This window comes from Aquamicrobium lusatiense, assembly GCF_014201615.1.
Taxonomy (GTDB): domain Bacteria; phylum Pseudomonadota; class Alphaproteobacteria; order Rhizobiales; family Rhizobiaceae; genus Mesorhizobium; species Mesorhizobium lusatiense.
The window spans coordinates 2608668-2631160 of sequence record NZ_JACHEU010000001.1 but is presented as its reverse complement, the minus strand read 5'-3'; the positions used below and the strand labels follow the sequence as shown (position 1 = coordinate 2631160).

Annotated in this window: 17 protein-coding genes; 5 read left to right on the top strand and 12 right to left on the bottom strand. The window is 61.8% G+C overall.

Annotated elements, in window-relative coordinates:
• Positions 1 to 41: 41 nt before the first annotated feature.
• Positions 42 to 2432: an exopolysaccharide transport family protein gene (locus tag HNR59_RS12615; protein WP_183830694.1), complete on the top strand. Its 2391-nt coding sequence runs from the start codon at positions 42 to 44 to the stop codon at positions 2430 to 2432.
• A gap of 25 nt (positions 2433 to 2457) precedes the next feature.
• Here the strand turns inward: HNR59_RS12615 and HNR59_RS12610 are convergent, their stop codons facing one another.
• Genes HNR59_RS12610 through HNR59_RS12595 form a run of 4 tightly spaced genes read right to left on the bottom strand, consistent with a single transcriptional unit; the run spans position 2458 to position 5524 of the window.
• Positions 2458 to 3126: a DUF1345 domain-containing protein gene (locus HNR59_RS12610; RefSeq protein ID WP_183830692.1), complete on the bottom strand. Its 669-nt coding sequence runs from the start codon at positions 3124 to 3126 to the stop codon at positions 2458 to 2460.
• Positions 3123 to 3593 (bottom strand): YaiI/YqxD family protein, encoded by a 471-nt coding sequence (locus tag HNR59_RS12605; protein ID WP_183830690.1) that lies wholly within the window; start codon positions 3591 to 3593, stop codon positions 3123 to 3125. The genes HNR59_RS12610 and HNR59_RS12605 overlap by 4 nt, the downstream gene beginning before the upstream one ends.
• Positions 3590 to 4369, bottom strand: a complete 780-nt coding sequence (locus HNR59_RS12600) for a DUF1353 domain-containing protein (protein ID WP_183830688.1) — start codon at positions 4367 to 4369, stop codon at positions 3590 to 3592. The genes HNR59_RS12605 and HNR59_RS12600 overlap by 4 nt, the downstream gene beginning before the upstream one ends.
• A gap of 30 nt (positions 4370 to 4399) precedes the next feature.
• Positions 4400 to 5524, bottom strand: a complete 1125-nt coding sequence (locus HNR59_RS12595) for an S-(hydroxymethyl)glutathione dehydrogenase/class III alcohol dehydrogenase (RefSeq protein WP_183830686.1) — start codon at positions 5522 to 5524, stop codon at positions 4400 to 4402.
• A 220-nt stretch (positions 5525 to 5744) separates the two neighbouring features.
• Between HNR59_RS12595 and dnaE the strand changes: the two genes are divergently transcribed.
• A complete protein-coding gene (gene dnaE / locus HNR59_RS12590) occupies positions 5745 to 9224 on the top strand; it encodes a DNA polymerase III subunit alpha (RefSeq protein WP_246374691.1) in 3480 nt (1159 codons plus the stop codon).
• 46 nt (positions 9225 to 9270) lie between these two features.
• Positions 9271 to 10068: an ion channel gene (locus HNR59_RS12585; RefSeq protein WP_183831571.1), complete on the top strand. Its 798-nt coding sequence runs from the start codon at positions 9271 to 9273 to the stop codon at positions 10066 to 10068.
• Positions 10069 to 10088: 20 nt separating this feature from the next.
• Here the strand turns inward: HNR59_RS12585 and HNR59_RS12580 are convergent, their stop codons facing one another.
• The 7 genes from HNR59_RS12580 to HNR59_RS12550 all read right to left on the bottom strand — a co-directional run bounded on the left by HNR59_RS12580 (position 10089) and on the right by HNR59_RS12550 (position 16865).
• Positions 10089 to 11441 carry a DNA polymerase IV gene (locus tag HNR59_RS12580; protein ID WP_183830682.1) on the bottom strand — a complete coding sequence of 451 codons (1353 nt, stop codon included), beginning with the start codon at positions 11439 to 11441 and terminating at the stop codon, positions 10089 to 10091.
• Positions 11442 to 11493: 52 nt separating this feature from the next.
• Positions 11494 to 12123, bottom strand: coding sequence for a leucyl/phenylalanyl-tRNA--protein transferase (gene aat / locus HNR59_RS12575; RefSeq protein ID WP_183830680.1), 630 nt, complete (start codon positions 12121 to 12123; stop codon positions 11494 to 11496).
• Positions 12124 to 12225: 102 nt separating this feature from the next.
• Positions 12226 to 13569: an acetyl-CoA carboxylase biotin carboxylase subunit gene (gene accC / locus HNR59_RS12570; protein WP_183830678.1), complete on the bottom strand. Its 1344-nt coding sequence runs from the start codon at positions 13567 to 13569 to the stop codon at positions 12226 to 12228.
• A gap of 10 nt (positions 13570 to 13579) precedes the next feature.
• Positions 13580 to 14047 (bottom strand): acetyl-CoA carboxylase biotin carboxyl carrier protein, encoded by a 468-nt coding sequence (accB, locus tag HNR59_RS12565; RefSeq protein WP_183830676.1) that lies wholly within the window; start codon positions 14045 to 14047, stop codon positions 13580 to 13582.
• A 26-nt stretch (positions 14048 to 14073) separates the two neighbouring features.
• A complete protein-coding gene (gene aroQ, locus HNR59_RS12560; protein ID WP_183830675.1) occupies positions 14074 to 14508 on the bottom strand; it encodes a type II 3-dehydroquinate dehydratase in 435 nt (144 codons plus the stop codon).
• 141 nt (positions 14509 to 14649) lie between these two features.
• On the bottom strand, positions 14650 to 15426 hold the full coding sequence (locus tag HNR59_RS12555) for a DsbA family protein (RefSeq protein ID WP_183830672.1): 777 nt from the start codon (positions 15424 to 15426) through the stop codon (positions 14650 to 14652).
• 44 nt (positions 15427 to 15470) lie between these two features.
• Positions 15471 to 16865, bottom strand: a complete 1395-nt coding sequence (locus HNR59_RS12550; RefSeq protein WP_425488648.1) for a M48 family metalloprotease — start codon at positions 16863 to 16865, stop codon at positions 15471 to 15473.
• 146 nt (positions 16866 to 17011) lie between these two features.
• Between HNR59_RS12550 and HNR59_RS12545 the strand changes: the two genes are divergently transcribed.
• On the top strand, positions 17012 to 18160 hold the full coding sequence (locus HNR59_RS12545; protein ID WP_183830668.1) for a pyridoxal phosphate-dependent aminotransferase: 1149 nt from the start codon (positions 17012 to 17014) through the stop codon (positions 18158 to 18160).
• Between the two features lie 12 nt (positions 18161 to 18172).
• Positions 18173 to 19099: a glutaminase gene (locus HNR59_RS12540; protein WP_183830667.1), complete on the top strand. Its 927-nt coding sequence runs from the start codon at positions 18173 to 18175 to the stop codon at positions 19097 to 19099.
• Between the two features lie 132 nt (positions 19100 to 19231).
• Here the strand turns inward: HNR59_RS12540 and HNR59_RS12535 are convergent, their stop codons facing one another.
• Positions 19232 to 22402, bottom strand: a complete 3171-nt coding sequence (locus tag HNR59_RS12535) for an Rne/Rng family ribonuclease (protein WP_183830666.1) — start codon at positions 22400 to 22402, stop codon at positions 19232 to 19234.
• Positions 22403 to 22493 lie beyond the last annotated feature (91 nt).

Genomic DNA, 22493 nt, shown 5'->3' with positions numbered 1-22493 from the left:
ACTCCTTACAGTGGCTTCACCCGTTTCCGGAGTGAGGGCGCATGTCAGGACCCCAGTTGGCCCAGGCCGATCTCGATGTGGACATCAGGCAGCTTTTTGGCAGTCTGTTCCGCAACTGGCTGCGCATACTCATTGTTGCCTTGTGCGCAGTCGGTGCGGCGCTGGCCTTCGCCTCCACCACGACGCCACGCTATCGGGCCGAAACGCGGCTGCTGATAGAAACGCGGGAATCCGTTTTCACCCGGCCGGAGAGCGGGCAGAGCGAGCAACCTGTTCTCGATGATCAGGGCGTCACCAGCCAGGTTCAGGTGGTGTCCTCGACGGAGACACTGGCAAAGGTCGCCGAACAACTTGGGCTGGCGAAGCTGCCCGAATTCGATGAAGGCGCGAACAGTTCGGGGTTGCAGCGGCTTCTCGTGATTGCCGGACTGAAGTCGGATCCCGGTATCATGGCTGTCGAAGAGCGCGTCATTCGCCGCATGCGCGAGAAGCTGAACGTATACCGTGTCGAAGGATCGCGGGTGATCGTGATCGAGTTTTCTTCGGAGGATCCAAAGCTCGCGGCGGAAATCCCCAATCTCATCGCGGACACTTACATCGCGTCTCAGGGAAACGCGAAGCTTGAGTCGAACGCGGCCGCAACCGAATGGCTGGCGCCGGAGATCGAGGACCTTTCAAAAAGGGTGAAAGAGGCAGAAGCCAAAGTTGCGGCGTATCGCGGACAATCGGACATTCTGGTTGGTCAGAACAATTCCGTGCTGGCGACGCAGCAGCTTGCCGAGCTTTCGAGCGAACTTTCCCGCCTGCGCGCCAGCCGCGCTGCCGCTGAAGCCACCGCGGACAGCGTGCGGCAGGCGCTTCAGAATGGTGGCTCGCTCGATGCGCTGCCTGAGGTGATGTCTTCCGGTCTGATCCAGAGGCTGCGCGAACGTCAGATCCAGTTACAGTCGGAAATCACCGATCTCTCCACGACGCTGCTCGACAATCACCCGCGCATCCGTGCCTTGCGCTCGCAGCTTACCGGCCTCGATGCCCAGATTCAGTCCGAAGCGCGCAAGGTATTGTCGGGGCTGATGACCGAAGCGGAAACCGCGAAGGCGCGGGAAAACCAGCTTCTGGCAGAGGTCAACCAGCTCAAGGCTGCATCCGCGCGTGCCGGCGAGCAGGAGGTGGAGCTGAACGCACTTGAGCGTGAGGCCGCAGCCCAGCGTCAGCTTCTGGAAACCTATCTGACCCGGTATCGCGAGGCGTCCGCCCGACAGGACCGCAACTACCTGCCGGTCGATGCCCGGGTTTTCTCACGCGCCGTTGCGCCGGCGGAGCCCTATTTCCCGAAAGTGCTGCCGATCGTCGGCGCTGCTTTCTTCGGCGCCATCCTGATCATGGCAATCATCACCCTGCTTCGGGAGCTTTTTTCGGGTCGTGCAATGCGTCCGGCCCCTGTTCCTTATCCTGTTCAGGAGCAGGAGCCCCTACCAGAGCCTGCCGCCAGCGCTTTGCCAGCGAGCATTCTTTTCGCTGCAACCGGGCAGGCGGAAGACACCGCGAAACCGTTGCAGGAGGCGCAAGCACAACAGGCTGAGCCATTGGAGGAGCCTGCCGAACCGGAGCCTCTGCCTGATCCGGAGCCAGTGATGACGCCGGAGGTTGCTGAGCCGACGGCCCAGACGACGCAGGAGGATCCGGTCGTTGCTGAAGACGTTTCCCTGACGGTGTCTGAGGGTTCGCCTGATGTCGAACCTGACTTGCCGCAACAAATCCTGACGGAGATGGAGCCCGCGCTGATGGAGGAAGAGCCAGCACCGGTTTCCGCCACACCGGCAACGCGTCTCGATCTTGGTGAAGTCGGCATCGACACCGCCGTTCGCAAGCTTATCGAAAGCGGAGCCTCGCGTGCCGTTTTCGTCTCGCCGGAAGGCGATGAAGCGGCTGCCAGCGCAATCATGGTTGCGCGCGACATTGCCGACGCCGGTCTGAGGGTCGTCCTGGTCGACCTGACAGCTTCGGGCGCCGTGTCGGAAGCCATGCTTGAAAGCCTGACCTTGCCGGGAATAACCGATCTTCTGGCGGGCGATGCGCAGTTTACCGATGTGCTTCATCCGGATCATTTCTCGGATTGTCACATCATGCCGGTCGGTGTCGCCGATCCCATCCGTGCCATGCGCGCGGCCAGCCGCCTGCCGGTCATCCTGCAATCGCTGGCGGCTGCCTATGATCTGGTCGTGGTCGAATGCGGGCCGACCGACGCGCAGGGCATCAGGCGTCTGTCATCCAGCGAAGCGGAAGTGTTCATAAGCCTGCTGGACCCGGACGACGTGGCCTTGTCCGCCGCGGCGAACATCATTCGCGATGGGTTTCCCGATGCAATTCTGGTGACACCCGTTGAGAGCCATACACCGCGCGGACCGATGCCGGGCACTAGGGCAGCCTGAGCCGATTGGTCCGTCACGCGTGGCTTCAGTCGCCGAGGCTGACAGCCAGATTGACTGCCGCCGCGACGATGACCGTGTTGAAGAAGAACGACACGATGGAATGCGCCAGCACGATGCGGCGCATATGCGCGGTCGTGACAGAGGTATCAGAAGTCTGAGCCGTCATGCCGATGACCGTTGAGAAATAAAGAAAATCCCAGCCTTGGGGATGTTTGGTGCCTGGAAACTCAAAGCCTCCGGCGGGTTTTTTCTCGGTCGTCTCGCCGGCGTCATCGCTCCAGTAGACATGGGCGTAGTGCAGGGCAGTCATGGCATGGATGGTGAACCAGCCAAGCGGAATGGAAGCCAGTGCGAAGACAAGGCCCGCGGGGCCGACACCCTGACCGTTTATGATCTGGAACAGCGCTCCCACCGCTACGCCGACCACCATGAAGGTGATGATGAAGATGACCGCCAGAGGCTGGTCGGTGGCGCGCGCGTTGCGGCTGAGATAGTCGGCGCTGAGCAGCGGCATTTCCGCCAGCACCAGCGCACTGTAGGCCGCGAAGAAGGCATTGGCACCGATCGAATAGGCAAGTTCGGCCTTCAGGAAAAGCGCCGTTACGAGCGCAGCGAGACCGATCAGGGCCGACACACCGAAAAGCGCATGCCGGTGGATGGGCAGCCAGCCAGATCGTGGCTGCCCCGCGCTCATGCGGACGCGCCTGATTTCAGGGCTATCCGCACGATGCGGTCGAGTTCACCAAGAAAGCGGGACCGGTCTCGCGGCGCGAAGGAGGCATTGTAACCCTTGCTTTCACCCGTTTCGCGCAGATGCTGCTTCAGGTCGCGCATGGCGACGGCCATGCCGATCGTCTCCGGCGTGAAGGGCCGGCCGGTGGGGCCGAGCACATGCGCGCCAAGCGCCACGGTTCGCGCAGCAAGCGGAATGTCGGCGGTGATGACGATATCGTTCGCCTGCGCATGCTCGACGATCCAGTCGTCGGCAGCGTCAGCGCCCGAGGACACCACCACATTGCGGATCTTCGGGTCGCGCGAAGGACGCAATCCGCCATTGGCAACGAAGACCGTTTCGAGGTCGAAGCGTTCTGCAACGCGCACGACCTCGGCCTTGACGGGGCAGGCGTCGGCATCGACGTAGATCACCGGGGCGACACTCATTTGTTGGCCGGTGCGTCCAGAAAGTCCGGAGTTGCCACATCGGCCAGAAGCAGCATCAGATCCACCTCCTCATCAGACGGCTGCTCGCCTTCGAGGGCTCGTTCAAGAGCAGCGTAATTTTCCTCAGTCATATTCCGCTCAAATTCGAGCAGAGCTGCAAAGCTCAGAGGATTTTTGATTTCTCCAAGTCTGATTGCCTCTGCGGCTCTCATCGTCGTCGTATCATCCGGTGTGGGCAGTGTGTCCCATTCCCTGAGAAGTTCCATGAAATCACCGCTTTTCGTGGCGCCATCAAAGGTAGAGAGCTGGGCAAGGGTTTTCCAGCTGTCCGTGTGCTTGCCGCAGGCGCGGGTAAGTTTGGTATAGGCGGACACCGCCAGATATTTTGACTGGCTTTCGCGTTTCGACAGCCCGTCTGCTCGCATGGCGTCGCGAAACATCATGTTGACCTCGGAGGCGACTTCACTTTTGAGGTCACAATAATGATCATGGATAACTGACGCTCTCCGATAGTTTCCTACGAAAGGAGAGCCGGCAAAAGTCCATAAGACGGCCGGTATCGATGCGCCGTCGATCCTGGTTCCCTTTGGTACGGTCCAGCGACGTCCCGCGCTGTCAGTGAAAGATATGTCGGAAAGGGATTGCATGATGCGATGGCGCTGCTGTGGCTCCGAGAGCCATCGGAATGCAAAATCCCCCTCGAACGTCTGGGCCTGAGAAAGGGAAGAAGCGGCCAGCACCCCTGCGACTGCGATCGTGACGGAAAGCCGCCCCATGTACTGGCCCCCTTTTCGTCAGGCTATCTGTCAGTAAACCACCACGCCGCGGACGGACTTGCCTGCGTTCATGAGCTCGAAGCCCTTGTTGATGTCTTCCAGCGGCATGGTGTGGGTGATCATCGGGTCGATCTGGATCTTGCCTTCCATGTACCAGTCGACGATTTTCGGCACGTCGGTGCGGCCGCGCGCGCCGCCGAAGGCCGTGCCCTTCCAGGTGCGGCCGGTGACGAGCTGGAACGGGCGCGTCGAGATTTCCTGACCGGCACCGGCGACCCCGATGACGATCGATTCGCCCCAGCCGCGATGCGAGCATTCCAGCGCCTGCCGCATGACCCTGACGTTGCCGGTGCAGTCGAAGGTATAGTCTGCGCCGCCGATCTGGTCTGCGCCGCGCCTGGTCATGTTGACGATATGTGCTACCACGTCATCAACCTCCGTCGGGTTGACGAAATGGGTCATGCCGAACTTCTCGCCCCATGCCTTCTTGTCGTTGTTGATGTCGACGCCGATGATCATGTCGGCACCGGCAAGCCTGAGACCCTGAATGACGTTGAGGCCGATGCCGCCCAGGCCGAACACGGCCGCCGTCGCGCCGATCTCGACCTTTGCGGTGTTGATCACCGCACCGATGCCGGTGGTGACGCCGCAGCCGATGTAGCAGATCTTGTCGAAGGGTGCGTCGGGGTTGACCTTCGCCAGCGCGATTTCAGGAAGCACCGTGAAGTTGGAGAAGGTCGAGCAGCCCATATAGTGGAAGATCTTCTCTCCGCCGACCGAGAAGCGGCTGGTGCCGTCCGGCATCAGGCCCTGACCCTGCGTGGCGCGGATGGAGGTGCACAGGTTGGTCTTGCGCGACAGGCAGGACGGGCAGGAGCGGCATTCGGGGGTGTAGAGCGGGATGACGTGATCGCCCTTCTTCAGGGTGGTGACACCCTTGCCCACATCAACGACGATGCCGGCGCCTTCATGGCCCAGAATGGCCGGAAAGATGCCTTCCGGATCGGCGCCCGAGAGAGTGAATTCATCCGTATGGCAGATGCCGGTGGCCTTGATCTCGACCAGAACTTCGCCCTCGCGCGGCCCTTCGAGGTCGACTTCCATGATCTCAAGGGGTTTGCCTGCTCCAACAGCAACGGCGGCGCGGGTTTTCATGAAGTTTCCTCCCAGCAATACAATTTCAATTGTCGCTAAACTAGCAGCAAGGGGCGGGGGCGCAAGGTGGCACACCATGATTGGACATTTCGTCGCCGCGCAGACGCAGTTGTGAACAGGCTGGGTCTGGACTCGCAGCCGGCCTGTTCCGACTATAAGGATCAATGAACGAATCCCCGGTTTGCGACTTATGAGCGACGATCAATCAGCCAGCGAGAAGATGAAGACACTCCCTGCGAGTGCATCGGGCCGCATTTTCGTGCATCTGCGCGTCCATTCCGCCTATTCCTTGCTGGAAGGCGCACTTCAGCTTGGTGCGATCGTCGGGCATGCGGTTAAGGACAGTGCGCCTGCCGTTGCCGTCACCGACACCAACAATCTGTTCGGTGCGCTGGAGTTCGCGCAGAAGGCTACCAAGGACGGCGTGCAGCCGCTCATGGGCTGTCAGGTCGATCTGTCTTTCGCAGGTGAGCCTGCGGACGGACCGCGCGACCGGCGACGGGCGGGGCCGGACATGGCGCCGGTCGTGCTCATCGCGGCTAACGAGGAAGGCTATGCCAATCTCGTGCGTCTTGTCAGCCATGCCTATCTCGATACGCCGTCGGGCGAGCCGGTGCATGCCACCAGCGATATGCTGGAGCAATATCGCGAAGGCGTGATCTGCCTGACCGGCGGGCCGCGCGGGCCGGTCGGAGCGGCGCTGAAGGCAGACCGGCAGGAACTGGCGGAATCGCGCCTGCTGTTCCTCAAGGAAATGTTCGGCGACCGGCTCTATGTCGAGTTGGAGCGCGTATCCGGCTATGACCGCGGTATCGAGCAGCGCACCATCGATCTGGCCTACCGGCACGAGTTGCCGCTGGTTGCCACCAACGAGGCCTTCTTCCTCAAGCGCGAGGACTATGAGGCGCACGACGCGCTGATCGCCATCGCCGAAGGCTCGGTGATCGCGGTCGACGACCGCCGGCGGCTCTCTCCGGACAATTACCTGAAATCGCAGGCGGAAATGGCGAAACTGTTCGCCGACCTGCCAGAGGCGCTCGACAATACGGTCGAGATCGCCATGCGCTGCTCCTACTATCCGAAGAACCGCAAGCCGATCCTGCCGCGCTTTGCCGGTGCGGATGTCGAGGACCCGGATGCCGCCGAAAGGGCGGAGGCTGAGGAACTCAAGCGGCAGGCGCGCGAGGGACTGGCTCGCAGGCTGGAGGCGCACGGGCCGACCAAAGGCCATACGGTCGAGGATTACCGGGAACGTCTCGAATTCGAGCTCGGCGTCATCGAGCGGATGAAGTTTCCGGGTTACTTCCTGATCGTTGCCGACTTTATCAAATGGGCCAAGGAACACGATATCCCCGTGGGACCGGGCCGTGGCTCGGGTGCGGGTTCGCTGGTGGCCTATGCGCTGACCATCACCGACATCGATCCGCTGCGTTTCTCGCTGCTGTTCGAGCGCTTCCTCAACCCCGACCGCGTGTCGATGCCGGACTTCGACATCGACTTCTGTCAGGACCGACGCGAAGAGGTGATCCGCTACGTGCAGGGCAAATACGGCCGCGAGCAGGTAGGGCAGATCATCACCTTCGGAACGCTTCAGGCGCGCGCGGTGCTGCGCGATGTCGGTCGCGTGCTGCAAATGCCCTACGGGCTGGTCGACCGGCTGTGCAAGATGGTGCCGGCCAATCCCGCCAATCCGGTCAAGCTCAAGGACGCCATCGAGGCCGAGCCGCGCTTTGCCGAGGAGGTGGAGAAGGAGCCGATCGTCCAGACCCTGCTCGACATGGCGCTGAAGCTGGAAGGGCTCTACCGCCACGCCTCCACCCATGCGGCCGGCATCGTCATCGGCGACCGGCCCTTGTGGGAACTGGTGCCGATGTACCGCGATCCGCGTTCGGACATGCCGGTCACGCAGTTCAACATGAAGAAGGTCGAAGACGCGGGGCTGGTGAAGTTCGACTTCCTCGGCCTCAAGACGCTGACCGTGCTGGAAACGGCGGTGAAGCTGATACGTCGGCGGGGCGTCGACATCGACCTGTCCAGGCTGCCTCTGGACGACCAGCCGACTTATTCCATGCTTTCGCGCGGCGAGACGGTCGGCGTGTTCCAGGTGGAATCGGCGGGCATGCGCAAGGCGCTGATCGGCATGCGCCCGGACTGCATCGAGGACATCATCGCGCTGGTGGCGCTCTACCGGCCCGGCCCGATGGAGAACATTCCCACCTACAACGCCCGCAAGCATGGCGAGGAGGAAACCGCTTCCATCCACCCCAAGATCGATCATCTGGTGCGCGAGACACAAGGCGTCATCGTCTATCAGGAACAGGTGATGCAGATCGCGCAGGAGCTGGCAGGCTATTCGCTCGGCGAAGCAGACCTGCTGCGCCGCGCCATGGGCAAGAAGATCCGCGCGGAAATGGACAAGCAGCGCGAGCGCTTCGTCTCCGGCGCGGTCGAGCGCGGGGTGAGCAAGCAGCAGTCCAACTTCATCTTCGATCTGCTGGCCAAGTTCGCTGACTACGGCTTCAACAAGTCGCATGCCGCCGCCTATGCGGTGGTTTCCTATCAGACCGCCTATCTGAAGGCGCACTATCCGGTGGAGTTTCTTGCGGCGTCGATGACGCTCGACATGAACAACACCGACAAGCTCGCCGATTTCCGGCAGGACGCCATGCGCCTCGGCATCGAGGTGGTGCCGCCATCGGTGCTGACCAGCTATCGCGAGTTCGAGGTCGGCGAAAACAAGATTTTCTATTCGCTGGCAGCCCTCAAGGGCGTGGGCGAAGCGGCGGTCGATCACATCGTGGAAAAGCGCGATGAAGGCCAGTTCCGCAGCCTTGCCGATTTCTGCGAGCGCATCGACCCGAAGATCGTCGGCAAGCGCGTGTTCGAAAGCCTGATCATGGCGGGCGCCTTCGATTGCTTTGGCCACGAGCGCGCCGCCATGATGGCGGGCGTGGAGCGCATGATGGGACTGGCGGCCCTTGCCCAGCAGAACGCAACCTCGGGGCAGGGCGATATTTTCGGTGTTTCGCTCGGCGCGCAGTCGAATGCGCTCAACTTGCCCGCCGTCGAGCCATGGCTGCCGGCGGAGCGTCTGCACCGCGAATTTCAGGTGGTGGGCTTCTATCTCTCGGCGCATCCGCTGGATGAGTACAAGCAGGTTCTGGAGAAGATGCGGGTGCAGAACTGGGCTGATTTCGCCGCTGCCGTGAAACGTGGTGCATCGGCCGGACGTCTCGCAGGAACCGTCACCTCCAAGCAGGAGCGGAAAACCCGTACCGGCAACAAGATGGGTGTGGTGAATTTCTCCGATACCAGCGGCCAGTTCGAGGCCGTGATGTTCTCCGAAACGCTGGCGCAGTACCGCGACCATCTGGAGGCGGGCAAATCCGTGGTCATCGAGGTCGGCGCCGAGGACAGGCCGGAAGGTGTCAATCTGCGCATACAGGCGGTGAGGTCACTGGACGACGCTGCCAGCCAGGTGCAGAAGCTGCTGCGCATTTTTGTGCGTGGTGCCGAGCCTGTCGATTCCGTTGCCGCCCGACTGTCGCAAAGCGGCGAAGGGCAGGTCAGCATCGTGGTGCTGAAGGAGGAGGGGCAGGGCGAGATCGAGGTGGCGCTGCCCAACCGCTATCGCATCGACCCGCGCATCGCCTCGGCAATAGGCGCGGTTCCGGGCGTGATCGAGGTGGAACTGGTGTAAGCCGGCTTCACTGGACGCTCCCGCGGCGAAGCGCTATCGCTTGGCAATGAACAACGACGCCGAAGACGTGCAACTGACCGGTCTTGCCGCCATCCGGGATGGGCTGCGAAAGCTTTACCACGGCAATTCGCCGGCTGCGTTCCGCTTCCAGGTCGCCACCATCGTGGTCGATCTGGCCATCATCATTTTTTTCATCCTGACGCCGGTGTTGCAGGAAACGCCCAGCTTCCTGTGGATCGACTATCTGGTCGCCGCCCTTGTCGCTGCGGACATGGCCGGCAGGCTGCTCGCCTCCACGGACATGTTGCGGCTGATCCGCCAGCCCACCTCCTGGATCGACATCTTCATCCTGCTGACGCTGCTGTTTCCGCAGGCGCTCGCCAATCTGGCGTTCCTGCGCATATTGCGCCTGTGGTCGCTGTCACGCAGCGGCACATTGTGGCGTCATTTCGAGATGAAACGGCTGCGGCCATGGCGCGAGGCCAGCCATGCGGTCGTCAATCTGCTGACCTTTCTGTTCGTGGTTACGGGCTTCGTCTACACATTCTTCTTCCGTAACGGCTCCGGCTTTGAAGGCTATGTGGATGCCATGTATGTGACGGTTGCGACCGTCACGACGACGGGCTTTGGTGACATCGTGTTGCCCGGCGTCGCCGGCAAGCTGACGGCTATCGTCACCATGATCATCGGCATTACTTTGTTTGTGCGGCTGGCGCGGGCGCTGTTTCGGCCCAACAAGGTGTTTTTCCCCTGTCCGCGCTGCGGCCTGCAAAGGCATGAGCCTGACGCCATCCATTGCAAGGCCTGCGGCAAGGTTCTCAACATTCCTGACGACAACGACTGATCCGGTGAAGGACCTCCGGTTCAGATCCGCTCCCAGGGATGGCGCACCTCCGGCTCGTCTTCCTCGCCGGGGCGGGTGGGCTTGCCGCGATGGCCACGGCCGAAAGTGTAGCCCGTCTCGACGGCACCATTACCGAATTTGTTTCGCAGCACGTCGATAGCGCCTTCGGCAAGGGCGCGCTTGTGCGAGCGGGTGTCGACGAGATCCGGAGGATCGGCCTTTTCGGCATCGCACAGATCCGACACGCCGATGCCCAGAAGCCGGTACTTCGTACCGTCGATTTCCCTGCGCATAAGTTCGAGGCCGGTGGCGAAGATGCGGTCGGCAAGACGGGTGGGGTCACCCAGCTGCCGGTTGCGGGTGCGTGTCCTGAAATCCTTGGATTTCAGCTTCAGCACCACCGTCCTGCCGGCCAGATTGGCTTTCTTCAGGCGCGCCGACACTTTTTCGGAAAGAGCGCGCAGCACCGGAACGAGATCGTCCAGTTCTCCAAAATCCGTGTCGAAAGTGGTTTCGGCCGATACGCTCTTGGAGTCGCGGTCGGCGTGGACGACGCGTTCGTCCTGACCACGTGACAGCCTGAACAGCCGGTTGCCCATGCTGCCGTAACGGCGCATCAGTTCGCTCTGCTCCATCTTCTGCAACTGGCCTATGGAGCGGATGCCGCCGCGTTCCAGTGTGGCAGCAAAAGCCTTGCCGACGCCCCAGATCAGCGTCACAGGTTGCCCGGCAAGAAAACTGACCGCTTCCGCTTCCCCGATCACGGAAAAGCCGCGGGGTTTACGGAAATCGGACGCGACCTTGGCAAGAAACTTGCAGTAGGACAGGCCAACCGAGGCGGTGATGCCGATTTCCTTTTCCAGCCTTTGGGCAAAGCGCGCCAGCACCAGTGCCGGCGGCATGGCGTGCATGCGTTCCGTTCCGCTCAGATCGAGAAAGGCCTCGTCGATCGAGATCGGTTCGACCAGCGGTGTCAGGTCCTGCATCATGGCACGCACCTCGCGCCCGACGCGGGCATATTTCTCCATGTCGGGCTTGATGACGGTCGCTTCCGGGCAGGCTTCCAGCGCCTTGAACATTGGCATGGCCGAGCGCACGCCGTTGATGCGCGCAATGTAGCAGGCGGTCGAGACCACACCGCGCTTGCCGCCACCGATGATGACGGGCTTGTCCTTCAGCGCCGGATTGTCGCGCTTTTCCACCGCCGCATAGAATGCGTCGCAATCGATATGGGCCAGATGCAGCCCGTAGAGCTCGGGATGGCGCACGAGCCGCGGGCTGCCGCAATGCGCGCAGCGTCGCACCGCTGCCGGCTGCAGTGTCAGGCAGTCACGGCAGAAGCCGTGTTCGGGATCATTGACGGCGGTGCGCATTTGTCGAACATATGAGGAACGTGTGCCATCCTACGCCAGCGTTGCGGCGGCTTCAACCGCTGCTGGAAGGGGTGAAGCTTGCCGTGCCGACAAGGGCCTCGGCCAGAAGCTGCTCATACTGCGCACGGGGCACGTCTATGGCGCCGAAGCGCTTGAGATGCTCCGTGGTGAACTGGGTGTCGAGCAGGCTGTAGCCCTGTTGCCGCAAGCGTTCCACCAGCGCCACCAGACAGGCCTTGGAGGCGTCGGTTTCTTTCGAGAACATGCTTTCTCCGAAGAAGACGCGTCCCAACGAAACACCATAGAGCCCGCCGACAAGGCGGCCTTCGCGCCAGGCCTCGACAGAATGGCAATGGCCCATGTAGTGAAGCTGCACATAGGCTTCCCGGATGGGGCCGTTGATCCATGTGGAAGGGCGCTCGTCGCGCTTTTCCGCGCAGGCGTCGATCACGCCCTCGAAATCCGTGTCGAACCTGATGTCGAACGGATTGTGCCGCAGCGTCTTGGCAAGGCTTCTGGGTACGTGGAAGGCATCCAGCGGAATGATGCCGCGAATTTCCGGCCGCACCCAGAACACTTCCGGATCCGTTTCGCTTTCCGCCATGGGAAAGACGCCGGAGGCATAGGCCTTCAAAAGGAGATCGGTGGGGATGCGGAAGCCGGGTGCGAAGGGGCGGATCATGGCCGCAGCGTCCGGTCTGTGTTCAGGCAGTCTTCATGCCGTCGTTCACCCCCCTTTTCGAGGGGGGTGAGAATACGGGCCATGACAGGCTCCATCGGCAGGTTACTCGCCTTTGGCGAGATACTTTTCCAGCCAGTGGATGTCATAGTTGCCGTCAGCGATGTCATGGTTGCCGACGAGATCGCGGAACAGCGGCAGCGTGGTGTTGATGCCGTCGACCACGAATTCGTCCAGCGCGCGGCGCAGGCGCATCATGCATTCCACGCGGTTGCGGCCATGCACGATGAGCTTGCCGATCAGGCTGTCGTAATATGGCGGGATGCGGTAGCCGGAATAGACGCCGGAATCGACGCGGATGCCGAGCCCGCCCGGCGTATGGAAGTGCGTGATCGTGCCGGGCGACGGCATGAAGGTACGCGGATCTTCCGCATTGATGCGGCATTCGATGGCATGACCCTGAAAGCGGATGTCTTTCTGCGTCACCGAAAGCCCGCCGCCGGAGGCGACGCGGATCTGCTCGTGCACCAGATCGACGCCGGTGATGGCTTCGGTGATCGGATGCTCCACCTGCAGACGGGTGTTCATTTCAATGAAATAGAACTCGCCGTTCTCATAGAGGAACTCGATCGTGCCGGCGCCCGAATAGCCAAGCTCGGCCACGGCATTGGCGCAGATCGTACCGATGCGCTCACGCTCGGCCTCATTGAGGGCAGGGGAAAGAGCTTCTTCCCACACCTTCTGGTGGCGGCGCTGCAACGAACAGTCGCGCTCGCCGAAATGCACGCCCTTGCCGGCGCCGTCGCCGAACACCTGAAGCTCGATATGCCGGGGCTTTTCGAGATATTTCTCGATATAGACCGCGTCGTCGCCGAAAGCAGCACCCGCTTCAGAGCGTGCCGTGGCAAGTGCTACTTCCAGTTCGGCTTCCGAGCGCGCCACCTTCATGCCGCGACCGCCACCGCCGGCCGAAGCCTTGATGATGACCGGATAGCCGATCTCGCCGGCGATGCGCCGTGCTTCGCTTTCTTCCGTGACCGCGCCGTCAGAGCCCGGAACCACCGGAATGCCGAGGCGCTTTGCGGTGCGCTTGGCCTCGATCTTGTCGCCCATCATGCGAATGTGGTCGCCGGAGGGGCCGATGAAGGTGATGTTGTGTGCGGCCAGAATGTCGGCGAACTTGGCATTCTCCGACAGGAAGCCGTATCCCGGATGCACGGCATCGGCGCCGGTGATTTCACAGGCGGCGACGATCTGGTGAATGTTGAGGTAGCTGTCGCGGGATGGCGGCGGGCCGATGCAGACGGCTTCGTCGGCAAGGCGCACATGCATGGCGTCTGTGTCGGCGGTGGAGTGAACCACGACGGTCTGGATGCCGAGTTCCTTGCATGCCCGCAGAACGCGCAGCGCGATCTCGCCGCGGTTGGCTATGAGAACCTTCTGAAACATGCCCACCGGCCTACTCGACCACAACCAGCGGCTGGCCGAACTCGACCGGCTGCGCGTCCTCGATCAGGATGGCGGTGACGGTGCCGGCGCGGGGCGCCGGGATCTGGTTCATCGTCTTCATCGCCTCGATGATGAGCAGGGTCTGGCCTTCGCTCACCTTCTGGCCGACCTCGACGAACGCCTTGGCGCCGGGGGCAGGGGCCAGATAGGCGGTTCCGACCATGGGCGAGGGCACGGCGTTCTTGGAAAGATCGGGAGCGGCGGGCGCAGCTGCTGCGGCAGGCGCTGCCGGTGCAGCGACCGCGGCAGGTGCCGGCGCATAGGCCGGCGCAACTGCGTGAACCGTCGGCGCCTGCCGCGAGATACGCACCTTGAAATCTTCGTTCTCGACCTCGATTTCGGTCAGGTTGGTGTCGTTCAGAATACCTGCCAGATCACGGATCAGTTGCTGGTCAACACCGGTTTTCTTGTTTGTCATGGTCGAGCCTTCTTGTTGAGTGCTGGTCACAGGCGCGCGACGAGCGCCTGCAGCGCCAGCGTGTAGCCGAGCGGGCCGAAGCCGCAGATCATTCCCACCGCATTCGGCGCGATCATCGAGACGTGCCTGAACGCTTCACGGGCGTGTATGTTGGAAAGGTGAACCTCTACGACCGGCAGCGGCTGAACAGCCTTGACCGCATCGAGGAGTGCAATCGACGTGTGGGTATAGGCAGCGGCGTTGATGACGATGCCCGCCGCCTTGTCGGCGGCTTCGTGAATCCAGTCGACCAGAACACCCTCATGATTGGTCTGGCGGAAATCCACTTCAAGGCCGAGCGCGCGGCCCGCCTCACGGCACTGGTCGGCAATGCCCTCAAGCGTCTGCGTCCCATAGATGGACGGCTCCCGCTTTCCGAGCATGTTGAGATTGGGACCGTTCAGAACGAAAACAGTTTTCAATATGCCGACCTTGTTCCGCGACGGAAGCCGATCACCCCCGCCGGACCCTCTATAAAGCGCTTAACCCGGTGCGAAAAGAGCGCAAGCGGGTTCTTTGCCTGTCCACAACAGGCTCCACCCACCAATTAAGCCGATTCTGTGTCAGAGAGCTTTTTTCGCGTCGGCAATTTTCTCGGCAAGCACCTCTTTGCCAAGCGCGCCGAACACCACTTCGTCACCTATGACGTAGGATGGGGTGCCCGTGATCGAAAGCTTGTTTGCCAGTTCATACGTGGCCGAGAGCGCCTGCGGAATGGACGGATCCTTCATCTTCTCGCGCAGCTCCGCTTCGGTGGCTCCAAGCGAAACGGCGATCCTGATCGCAGCCTCCTCACTGGCCCCGCCTTCTACCGCCATCAATGCGCGATGGAATTCGCCATATTTCTCGGGCTGCAACAGATGGAAGGCCATGGAGACGATGCTGGCTTTTTGCGAATTGGCGCTCAGGATCGGGAATTCCTTGAGCACGAAGCGCAGATCCGGATCATCTTTGGTGAGGGCGTCCATGTCGTCCATGGCGCGTTTGCAGTAGCCGCAGTTGTAGTCGTAGAATTCGACGATGGTGATCTTGCCGTCAGGATTGCCGACCACGCCGTCAAAGCTGGAATTGAAGATCGCGTCCTTGTTCTGCTTGATGGTTTCGAGGCTGGCGACGCGCTGCTGCTCCTGCTGCTTCGTCTCCAGAGAATCCTGCATTTCCAGAAGAATTTCCGGGTTTGCCAGAAGATATTCGCGCACGATGGTTTCGATCGCGGCGCGGTCGGGCTCTTGTGCCTGCGCGGGTGTCACCACCCGAAGATTGCCGCTGCCGGCGATATAGCCGGTTGCCACCAGTGCGAGACCCAATGCCGTGGCGCTGGCCAGAAATGTCTTCTTCATCGTTGCTAACCTTTTCCCGAGCACGGCGTTGCGCGATCTGGCTCTTACTTGCGGGCGGATTTGCCCTGATTGATGATGTCCTGCGCCCGCGTCCAGGCAGGAGAATTGGGCTTCAGGCGGGTTTGGGCTCTGGCTGCGAAGATAGCTGCATCCCGGTAGCCCCCCGAGTAATAGTAGCCTTCGGCGGTGGCAAGTTCGGCCTCGCCGACATTTCCAAGCAGGCCCTTCGCCTGCGCAAGGTAACGATAGGCGGAGATGTTTTCGCGGTCGCGTTCAAGCCCCTTGTTGATGAGGCCAACCGCCTGTTTGATCGCTTCCGGCGTACCGATGGCGAGAAGGGCCTGCCCCTGCATCACCGGCAGCAGGCCGGATTTCGCTTTGTCGAGCTGGATCGCCTTTCCATAGGCGGCCGCGGCTTCCTTCGGCTTGCCCGCCTTCATCAGAATGTCGCCACGCAGCTCCTGAAAATACGGGTTGGAGGGCTGGGCCTTGGCCAGCGCATCCGCCTTGCTCTGGGCCGAACGCAGATTGCCGTAAAGATAGGTGATCTGGGCGTCGCCATATTTCGCGGCGAGCGTGCCGGGGCTCTTGGCGATCATGCGCGAGGCCGCTGCCTGACCGTCCGTATAGGCGGCGATCTTGAAGCGCGCCATATCGTGGCGCTGCTGCAGCGCTTCTGAATCGGCCTTTCCGTAATGCGGGCTTTTTTCGATCAGCGTCTGAAGGTTGGATATGCGGTCCTGCGGCATGGGGTGGCTGACCCGATAGGGATCGACCTTGGCGCCGGAAAGAGACAGCGCGCTCTGGAACCGCTGGAAGGTTCTGAGCATGCCTTTTCCGGACTGGCCGGTCTTGTCGAGATAGGTGATGGCGGAGCGATCGGCCGCCATTTCCTCGCCACGCTGGTAGGAAAGCAGGCTTCGACGCGCCACCTCGCCGCCGCCCGTGGCAAGGCCGATTCCCGCTCCGGCAAGGCCGCGATTGTCGGAGGCTCCACCGGCCACGATCGCACCGGCACCAAGCAGGCTGGCGATGATGGCCATGGTCTTGGCCCGCTCCAGCTGATCGCGCAGCCTCTGCTGATGCCCGCCGGCCAGATGCCCGGCCTCATGGGCGATCACGCCGATGATTTCGTTGGGTGTTTCGGACTGCATCAGCGCGCCGGTGTTGATGAACATGCGGCGGCCGGCAACGAAGGCGTTGAAACTCTTGTCGTTGACCAGAACGATCTGGATACCGGCCTTCGACAGACCGGCGGCGTTGAAGATCGGGCGGGAGTAATCGCGGACTAGAGCCTCGATCTCCGCGTCGCGAACGACGGGAACGCCCTGCGCGAAACTTTGCGCACAGGTGGAGGCCAGCAAAGCAAGACCGAGCGACAGTTTGGCCAGCGCCTTGCCAGCCTGGATCGCAGGCCGGACATTTATGGGCAGGTTCATCATTTCCGCTCCACTCGTAGCTGAGCCTTCGTGCGATGAAAAGGCGCTGGCGTAAAGTTCATGAACTTGTGATCCCCACAGCAATAGGGCAATTGTGCGGCGCCTGCACTGTTTGAAATGCGGGACCGGAACGAGGATTGGTGCAAATGGGTGTGTCGTCGTCACGTCGCGGAGATGTCGAGCCTTTCCATGCAATGGATGTGCTGGCCGGCGCAAACCGGCTGATCGCGCAGGGAATCGATGTCATATCGATGGCGGTCGGCCAGCCCAGCGATCCCGCACCGCTCGCAGTCCGGCGCGCCGCTTCCGAGGCGCTTGAGCGCGGGCGGATCGGCTACACGGATGCTCTGGGGCTGATGAGCCTGCGCGAAGCCATCGCGCGCCATTATGCGGAGAACTACAAAGTCGAGGTCTCGCCCGACCGTATCGCGGTGACGACCGGATCTTCTGCCGCCTTCAATCTGGCTTTTCTTGCCATGTTCGACGCAGGCGATCGCGTTGCCATCGCGGCGCCGGGCTACCCGGCCTATCGCAACATCATGGCCGCGCTCGGCATCGAGGTGGTCGAGATCGAGCTGGATGGCGCGCCCTATCTCGATGCTGCGCATCTGCGCGCCGCCCACGCCGACAAGCCGCTGAAGGGCGTTCTCTTTGCAAGCCCGGCCAACCCCACGGGTTCGGTCATTTCGGAGCCGGACCTTGCCGAACTGAGAGCTGCCGCGCGCGAACTCGGCATCACCGTCATTTCCGACGAGATCTACCACCGGCTGACCTATGGCGCGCCGGACACCACGGCGCTTGCCTATGGCGACGACGTGATCGTCATCAACTCCTTCTCCAAATATTATTGCATGACCGGGTGGCGGATCGGCTGGATGGTGTTGCCGCAGGAACTTGTGCGCCCGGTGGAGCGCATCGCGCAGAGCCTTTACATCTCCGCGCCGGAACTGTCGCAGGTCGCGGCCATCGAGGCCTTCTCGGCGACCGGGGAACTGGAGGCAGTGAAGGCGCGCTATGCACAGAACCGCGATTTGCTGATGCAGCGGCTGCCCGAACTCGGCTTTCCGCTGGCCGCCCCGATGGACGGCGCCTTCTATGCCTATTGCGATGTCAGACGGCATACGAACGACAGCATGGAATTTGCCCGCCGGATGCTGGCGGAAGCCCATGTCGCGGCTACACCGGGGCGGGACTTCGACACGAGGCAGGGCCATCGCTACATGCGTTTTTCCTATGCCGGGAGCAACCGCGATATGGTGGAGGCTCTGGCGCGTCTTGAGCGCTGGCTGAAATAAGGGGAGGTGAGCGTGCCGGATCTGCAGGCTGTTCTCGATGAAATTACCGTTGAGATGCTGGCAAGGACGGATCGCGGCGCTGTTGCCGGCTACATACCCCAACTGGCGAGGGTAGACCCAGGCAAATTCGGGATTGCCGTGGCACTTGTCGACGGCCGGGTGCTGACGGCGGGAGACGCGGATGAAAGCTTTTCCATCCAGAGCGTCTCGAAGGTTTTCACGCTGACGCTGGCGCTCGGGAAGGTGGGCGACGCGATATGGCGCAGGGTCGGGCGCGAGCCTTCCGGCAATCCGTTCAACTCGATTGTCCAGCTTGAGCACGAAGCCGGCGTTCCGCGGAATCCCTTCATCAACGCCGGCGCCATCGTGGTGGCGGATATGCTTCTGGCGGGCCACCAGCCGCGCGAGGCGATCGGCGAAATCCTGCGCTTCGTGCAGTTCCTTGCCGATGATGACGGGATTGTCATCGATCATCAGGTGGCAGCCTCCGAGCGTGCCACGGGATTTCGCAATTTCGCGCTGGCGAACTACATGAAATCTTTTGACAATCTCCTTCATGAACCCGAGCTGGCTCTCGGCGTCTATTTTCACCATTGCGCGATTGCCATGAATTGCCGCCAGCTTGCGCTGGCCGGGCGCTTTCTGGCTGATAAGGGCAGGGCGGCCGGCGGGCATTCTGTCGTCTCGGCCGAAAGGGCGCGGCGCATCAGCGCCCTGATGCTGACCTGTGGCCATTATGACGGTTCAGGCGATTTTGCCTTCCGGGTTGGCATTCCGGCCAAAAGCGGTGTCGGCGGCGGCATTCTGGGCGCGGTGCCGGGCGTCGGCTCCGTCGCCGTCTGGTCTCCGGGGCTCAATGCGCACGGCAACTCGCAACTGGGCACGCTGGCGCTGGAGAAACTGGCGCGGGCGATGAACTGGTCCGTGTTCGGAGCCTGATCTCCTCCTGCCTTGAGCCGCTACAAAAAAGCCCGGCTGCTTTCGCAGCCGGGCTTTTTACCAATCTGTTGCAGGCGGAATTCGTTTTCCGCAAGCCTGCCCGAAGCCGCGATCGGCACCGGGCAGATTGGTTTAGAAGAAGCTCTTGCGCTGCCACCAGCCGGCACGCTTAGGCTTCTCCTCGGCCGGGGAAGCGGCCTGATCGGTTTCGGGCACCACCGAAGACACAACCGGAGCGGCAGGTGCTTCCGCCGTTGCGGCAGGCTTGCGGCGGGTACGCGTCGGTTTGGCGGGCGCCTTTGCCTCGGCAGAAGCTTCCTGATCAGCCGCGCCATTGGACTGAGTGTCCTGAGGCGCAGGTGCCGTTTCTTCCGCAGCGACGGAGGAAGCAGTCTCGGCTGAAGGCCCGGCTTTTGCCTCCTCAACAGGCGCAGAGGCCTGAGCGGGAGATTCCGCCGCAACTTCATCAGCCTTGGGCTTTTTGGCACGCGGCGCGCGGCGCGCACGCTTCGGCTTCTCAGCAGGCTCTGTGGCAACGGCTTCGGGTTCTGCCGCCGCAGCCTCAGGCTGCCCGGCAACCACAGCTTCATCCGCATCCGCCGCGGCCTCGACGGTCTCCGCGACAACCGACACTTCGGCTGCAGCGGGAACCTCGGCCTCGGTGGCGGGCTGTTCAGAAGCTTCAGCTTGGTCGGCAGATGCCGTTGCGTCGCTGCCTTCTGCTGTTTCGTCCCCGGAAGCGACGATCTCGGCGCCATCTTCCTCGCCGTTGCGGCTGCGACGACCACCACGCTTGCCACGACGGCGCTTTCTCGGCTGACCATCGTCGGCTTTCACCGTTTCTGCATTGCCGTCGGAAGCTGCGTTTTCATCATCGGCATCGCCGTCGGTGGCATCGCCTTCTGCGGCGTCGGTTACAGCGTCGGAACCGGCTGTATGGGCCTGCTCATCACCGTCACGATCCTTGCCACCCCGCCTGCGGCGGCGCTTGCGGCGCTTGCGGTCACGATGGTTGTCGGACTGGGTTTCTTCACCCTGAGCTGAAGTTGCCTCTTCGGCTTCCGCTTCGTCCTCATCGACAATGATGTCGTCTTCAGGATCTTCTTCGGTGGCAAATCCGGTCTGGGTATGGATCTCCACGAAGCCTTCCGGCTTCTCGGCGACGGCACCACGGGTGATGACATAGTGCTGCGATGCAGTGCTTTCGTCCGCCTCGACAGTGATCGTCACGCCAAAGCGCTTTTCCAGATCGATCAGCGTGCTGCGCTTGTGATTGAGCACATAAAGTGCCGTTGCAGCGGGCGTGCGCACGGTGATGTGGTTGCGTGCATCCTTCAGCAGGAACTCCTCGATGGCCCTCACGACCATCAGCGCGACGGAGGAATCAGAACGCACATGGCCGGTGCCGCCGCAATGCGGGCATGGCTTCATGGTCGATTCCAGAACGCTTGCGCGGATGCGCTGGCGCGACATTTCAAGCAGGCCGAAATGCGAAATACGGCCGACCTGGATGCGGGCGCGATCGTTCTTGAGGTGCTCCTTGAGCCGCTTTTCAACCGTGCGGTTGTTGCGGCTCTCCTCCATGTCGATGAAATCGATCACGATCAGACCGGCAAGGTCGCGCAGGCGCAACTGGCGAGCCACTTCCTCGGCCGCTTCCAGATTGGTGTGCAGCGCCGTTTCTTCGATGGAATGCTCCTTGGTCGAGCGGCCCGAGTTCACGTCAATGGCAACCAGTGCTTCGGTCTGGTTGATGATGAGATAGCCACCGCTCTTAAGCGTCACCTGCGGCTGCACCATGCGGTCGAGCTGCCCCTCGATGCCGGAGCGCACGAAGATCGGCGTGGTGTCGCGATAGGGCTGGACCACCTTGGCGTGGCTCGGCATCAGCATGCGCATGAAGTCCTTCGCCTCGCGATAGCCTTCCTCGCCGGCGACCAGAACTTCGTTGATATCCTTGTTGTAAAGATCACGCACCGAACGCTTGATGAGCGAGCCTTCCTCGTAAACGAGGGCAGGGGCCGTCGACTGGAGCGTCAGATTGCGGACGTTTTCCCACATCCGCATCAGATATTCGTAATCGCGCTTGATCTCGGCCTTGGTGCGGCTTTCGCCGGCCGTGCGCAGAATGACGCCCATGCCTTCCGGAACCTCCAGATCGGTCATGATCTCCTTGAGGCGCTTGCGGTCCTGAGCATTGGTGATCTTGCGCGAAATGCCGCCGCCACGGGCGGTGTTTGGCATCAATACCGAATAACGGCCGGCCAGCGACAGATAGGTGGTGAGGGCCGCGCCCTTGTTGCCACGCTCTTCCTTGACCACCTGCACCAGCAGGATCTGGCGGCGCTTGATGACTTCCTGAATCTTGTACTGGCGGCGCATCGGCTTGCGGCGGGTGCGCGCTTCTTCAAGCGCATCTTCCGCACCGACCGACTCGACTTCGTTCTCATCGCCATTCGAGGAAGACACTTCCTCGATTATGCCGCGTCCGGCTTCTTCCTGCTCACCTTCGGAAGAGGCGTCGCTGTCGCCCTCGGCAGGCGCGCTCTGTTCATCTTCCGACGAAACGCTCTGCTCGGGCGCGGGTTCGGAAATGACGTCTCCTTCGGAAGCGGCCGCCATGGAGCCGGGCTTCGTGCCATCCGTCTCCGTTGTATCTTCCGACTCGTCGTCGGAGGCTTCGACGGTCTCCGAAGCTTCAGACGTTTCAGCCTGATCCTGAGCGTCAGCTATCTTTTCGACCTGCGGAGCATCTTCACTTTCGGGCTGATTTTCGTCAGCCGCGCTTTCCACAGGTTCAAAAGCGTTCTCGGCGACGGCTACCGCGTCGTCCGATTCATCGTCATCGCTGGTGGCATCCTGCGTTGCACCTTCGGCGTGAACCGCCTCATCGCCATGGTCGCGGGCCTTGCTGCCGCGACGGCGATTGCGGCGTGAGCGGTCGCGCTCCCGGTGCTCGCCACCCGAGTTGCTTTCACCGCCCGAATTCTCTTCGTCGTGCTCGGCCTGTGCATCTTCGGCCTCGGCGGCCAGAAGCGCCTGACGGTCGGCGACAGGAATCTGATAGTAGTCCGGATGAATTTCAGAGAAAGCAAGGAAACCATGGCGGTTTCCGCCATATTCGACGAAAGCGGCCTGAAGCGAAGGTTCTACCCGCGTGACCCTGGCGAGATAGATATTTCCTTTGAGCTGCTTTTTATCCTGGGATTCGAAATCAAATTCTTCAATACGGTTACCGCGAACGACAACGACGCGGGTCTCCTCCGGATGGGAGGCATCTATAAGCATTTTGTTGTTGGGCATTACTGCGTTTCCTCCCGGCAGCCACCCGTGCCGGCCAGCCGGGCCATGCCCGCCGTTGCCGTCTGAAAAGGTTGAGGGTGCCGGATAATTG

Excerpts from the sequence above, each read along its gene's own strand:
- HNR59_RS12615 (WP_183830694.1), top strand. The coding sequence starts at position 42 with ATGTCAGGACCCCAGTTGGCCCAGGCCGATCTCGATGTGGACATCAGG.
- HNR59_RS12610 (WP_183830692.1), bottom strand. The coding sequence starts at position 3,126 with ATGAGCGCGGGGCAGCCACGATCTGGCTGGCTGCCCATCCACCGGCAT.
- HNR59_RS12605 (WP_183830690.1), bottom strand. The coding sequence starts at position 3,593 with ATGAGTGTCGCCCCGGTGATCTACGTCGATGCCGACGCCTGCCCCGTC.
- HNR59_RS12600 (WP_183830688.1), bottom strand. The coding sequence starts at position 4,369 with ATGGGGCGGCTTTCCGTCACGATCGCAGTCGCAGGGGTGCTGGCCGCT.
- HNR59_RS12595 (WP_183830686.1), bottom strand. The coding sequence starts at position 5,524 with ATGAAAACCCGCGCCGCCGTTGCTGTTGGAGCAGGCAAACCCCTTGAG.
- dnaE (WP_246374691.1), top strand. The coding sequence starts at position 5,745 with ATGAAGACACTCCCTGCGAGTGCATCGGGCCGCATTTTCGTGCATCTG.
- HNR59_RS12585 (WP_183831571.1), top strand. The coding sequence starts at position 9,271 with ATGAACAACGACGCCGAAGACGTGCAACTGACCGGTCTTGCCGCCATC.
- HNR59_RS12580 (WP_183830682.1), bottom strand. The coding sequence starts at position 11,441 with ATGCGCACCGCCGTCAATGATCCCGAACACGGCTTCTGCCGTGACTGC.
- aat (WP_183830680.1), bottom strand. The coding sequence starts at position 12,123 with ATGATCCGCCCCTTCGCACCCGGCTTCCGCATCCCCACCGATCTCCTT.
- accC (WP_183830678.1), bottom strand. The coding sequence starts at position 13,569 with ATGTTTCAGAAGGTTCTCATAGCCAACCGCGGCGAGATCGCGCTGCGC.
- accB (WP_183830676.1), bottom strand. The coding sequence starts at position 14,047 with ATGACAAACAAGAAAACCGGTGTTGACCAGCAACTGATCCGTGATCTG.
- HNR59_RS12555 (WP_183830672.1), bottom strand. The coding sequence starts at position 15,426 with ATGAAGAAGACATTTCTGGCCAGCGCCACGGCATTGGGTCTCGCACTG.
- HNR59_RS12550 (WP_425488648.1), bottom strand. The coding sequence starts at position 16,865 with ATGAACCTGCCCATAAATGTCCGGCCTGCGATCCAGGCTGGCAAGGCG.
- HNR59_RS12545 (WP_183830668.1), top strand. The coding sequence starts at position 17,012 with ATGGGTGTGTCGTCGTCACGTCGCGGAGATGTCGAGCCTTTCCATGCA.
- HNR59_RS12535 (WP_183830666.1), bottom strand. The coding sequence starts at position 22,402 with ATGCCCAACAACAAAATGCTTATAGATGCCTCCCATCCGGAGGAGACC.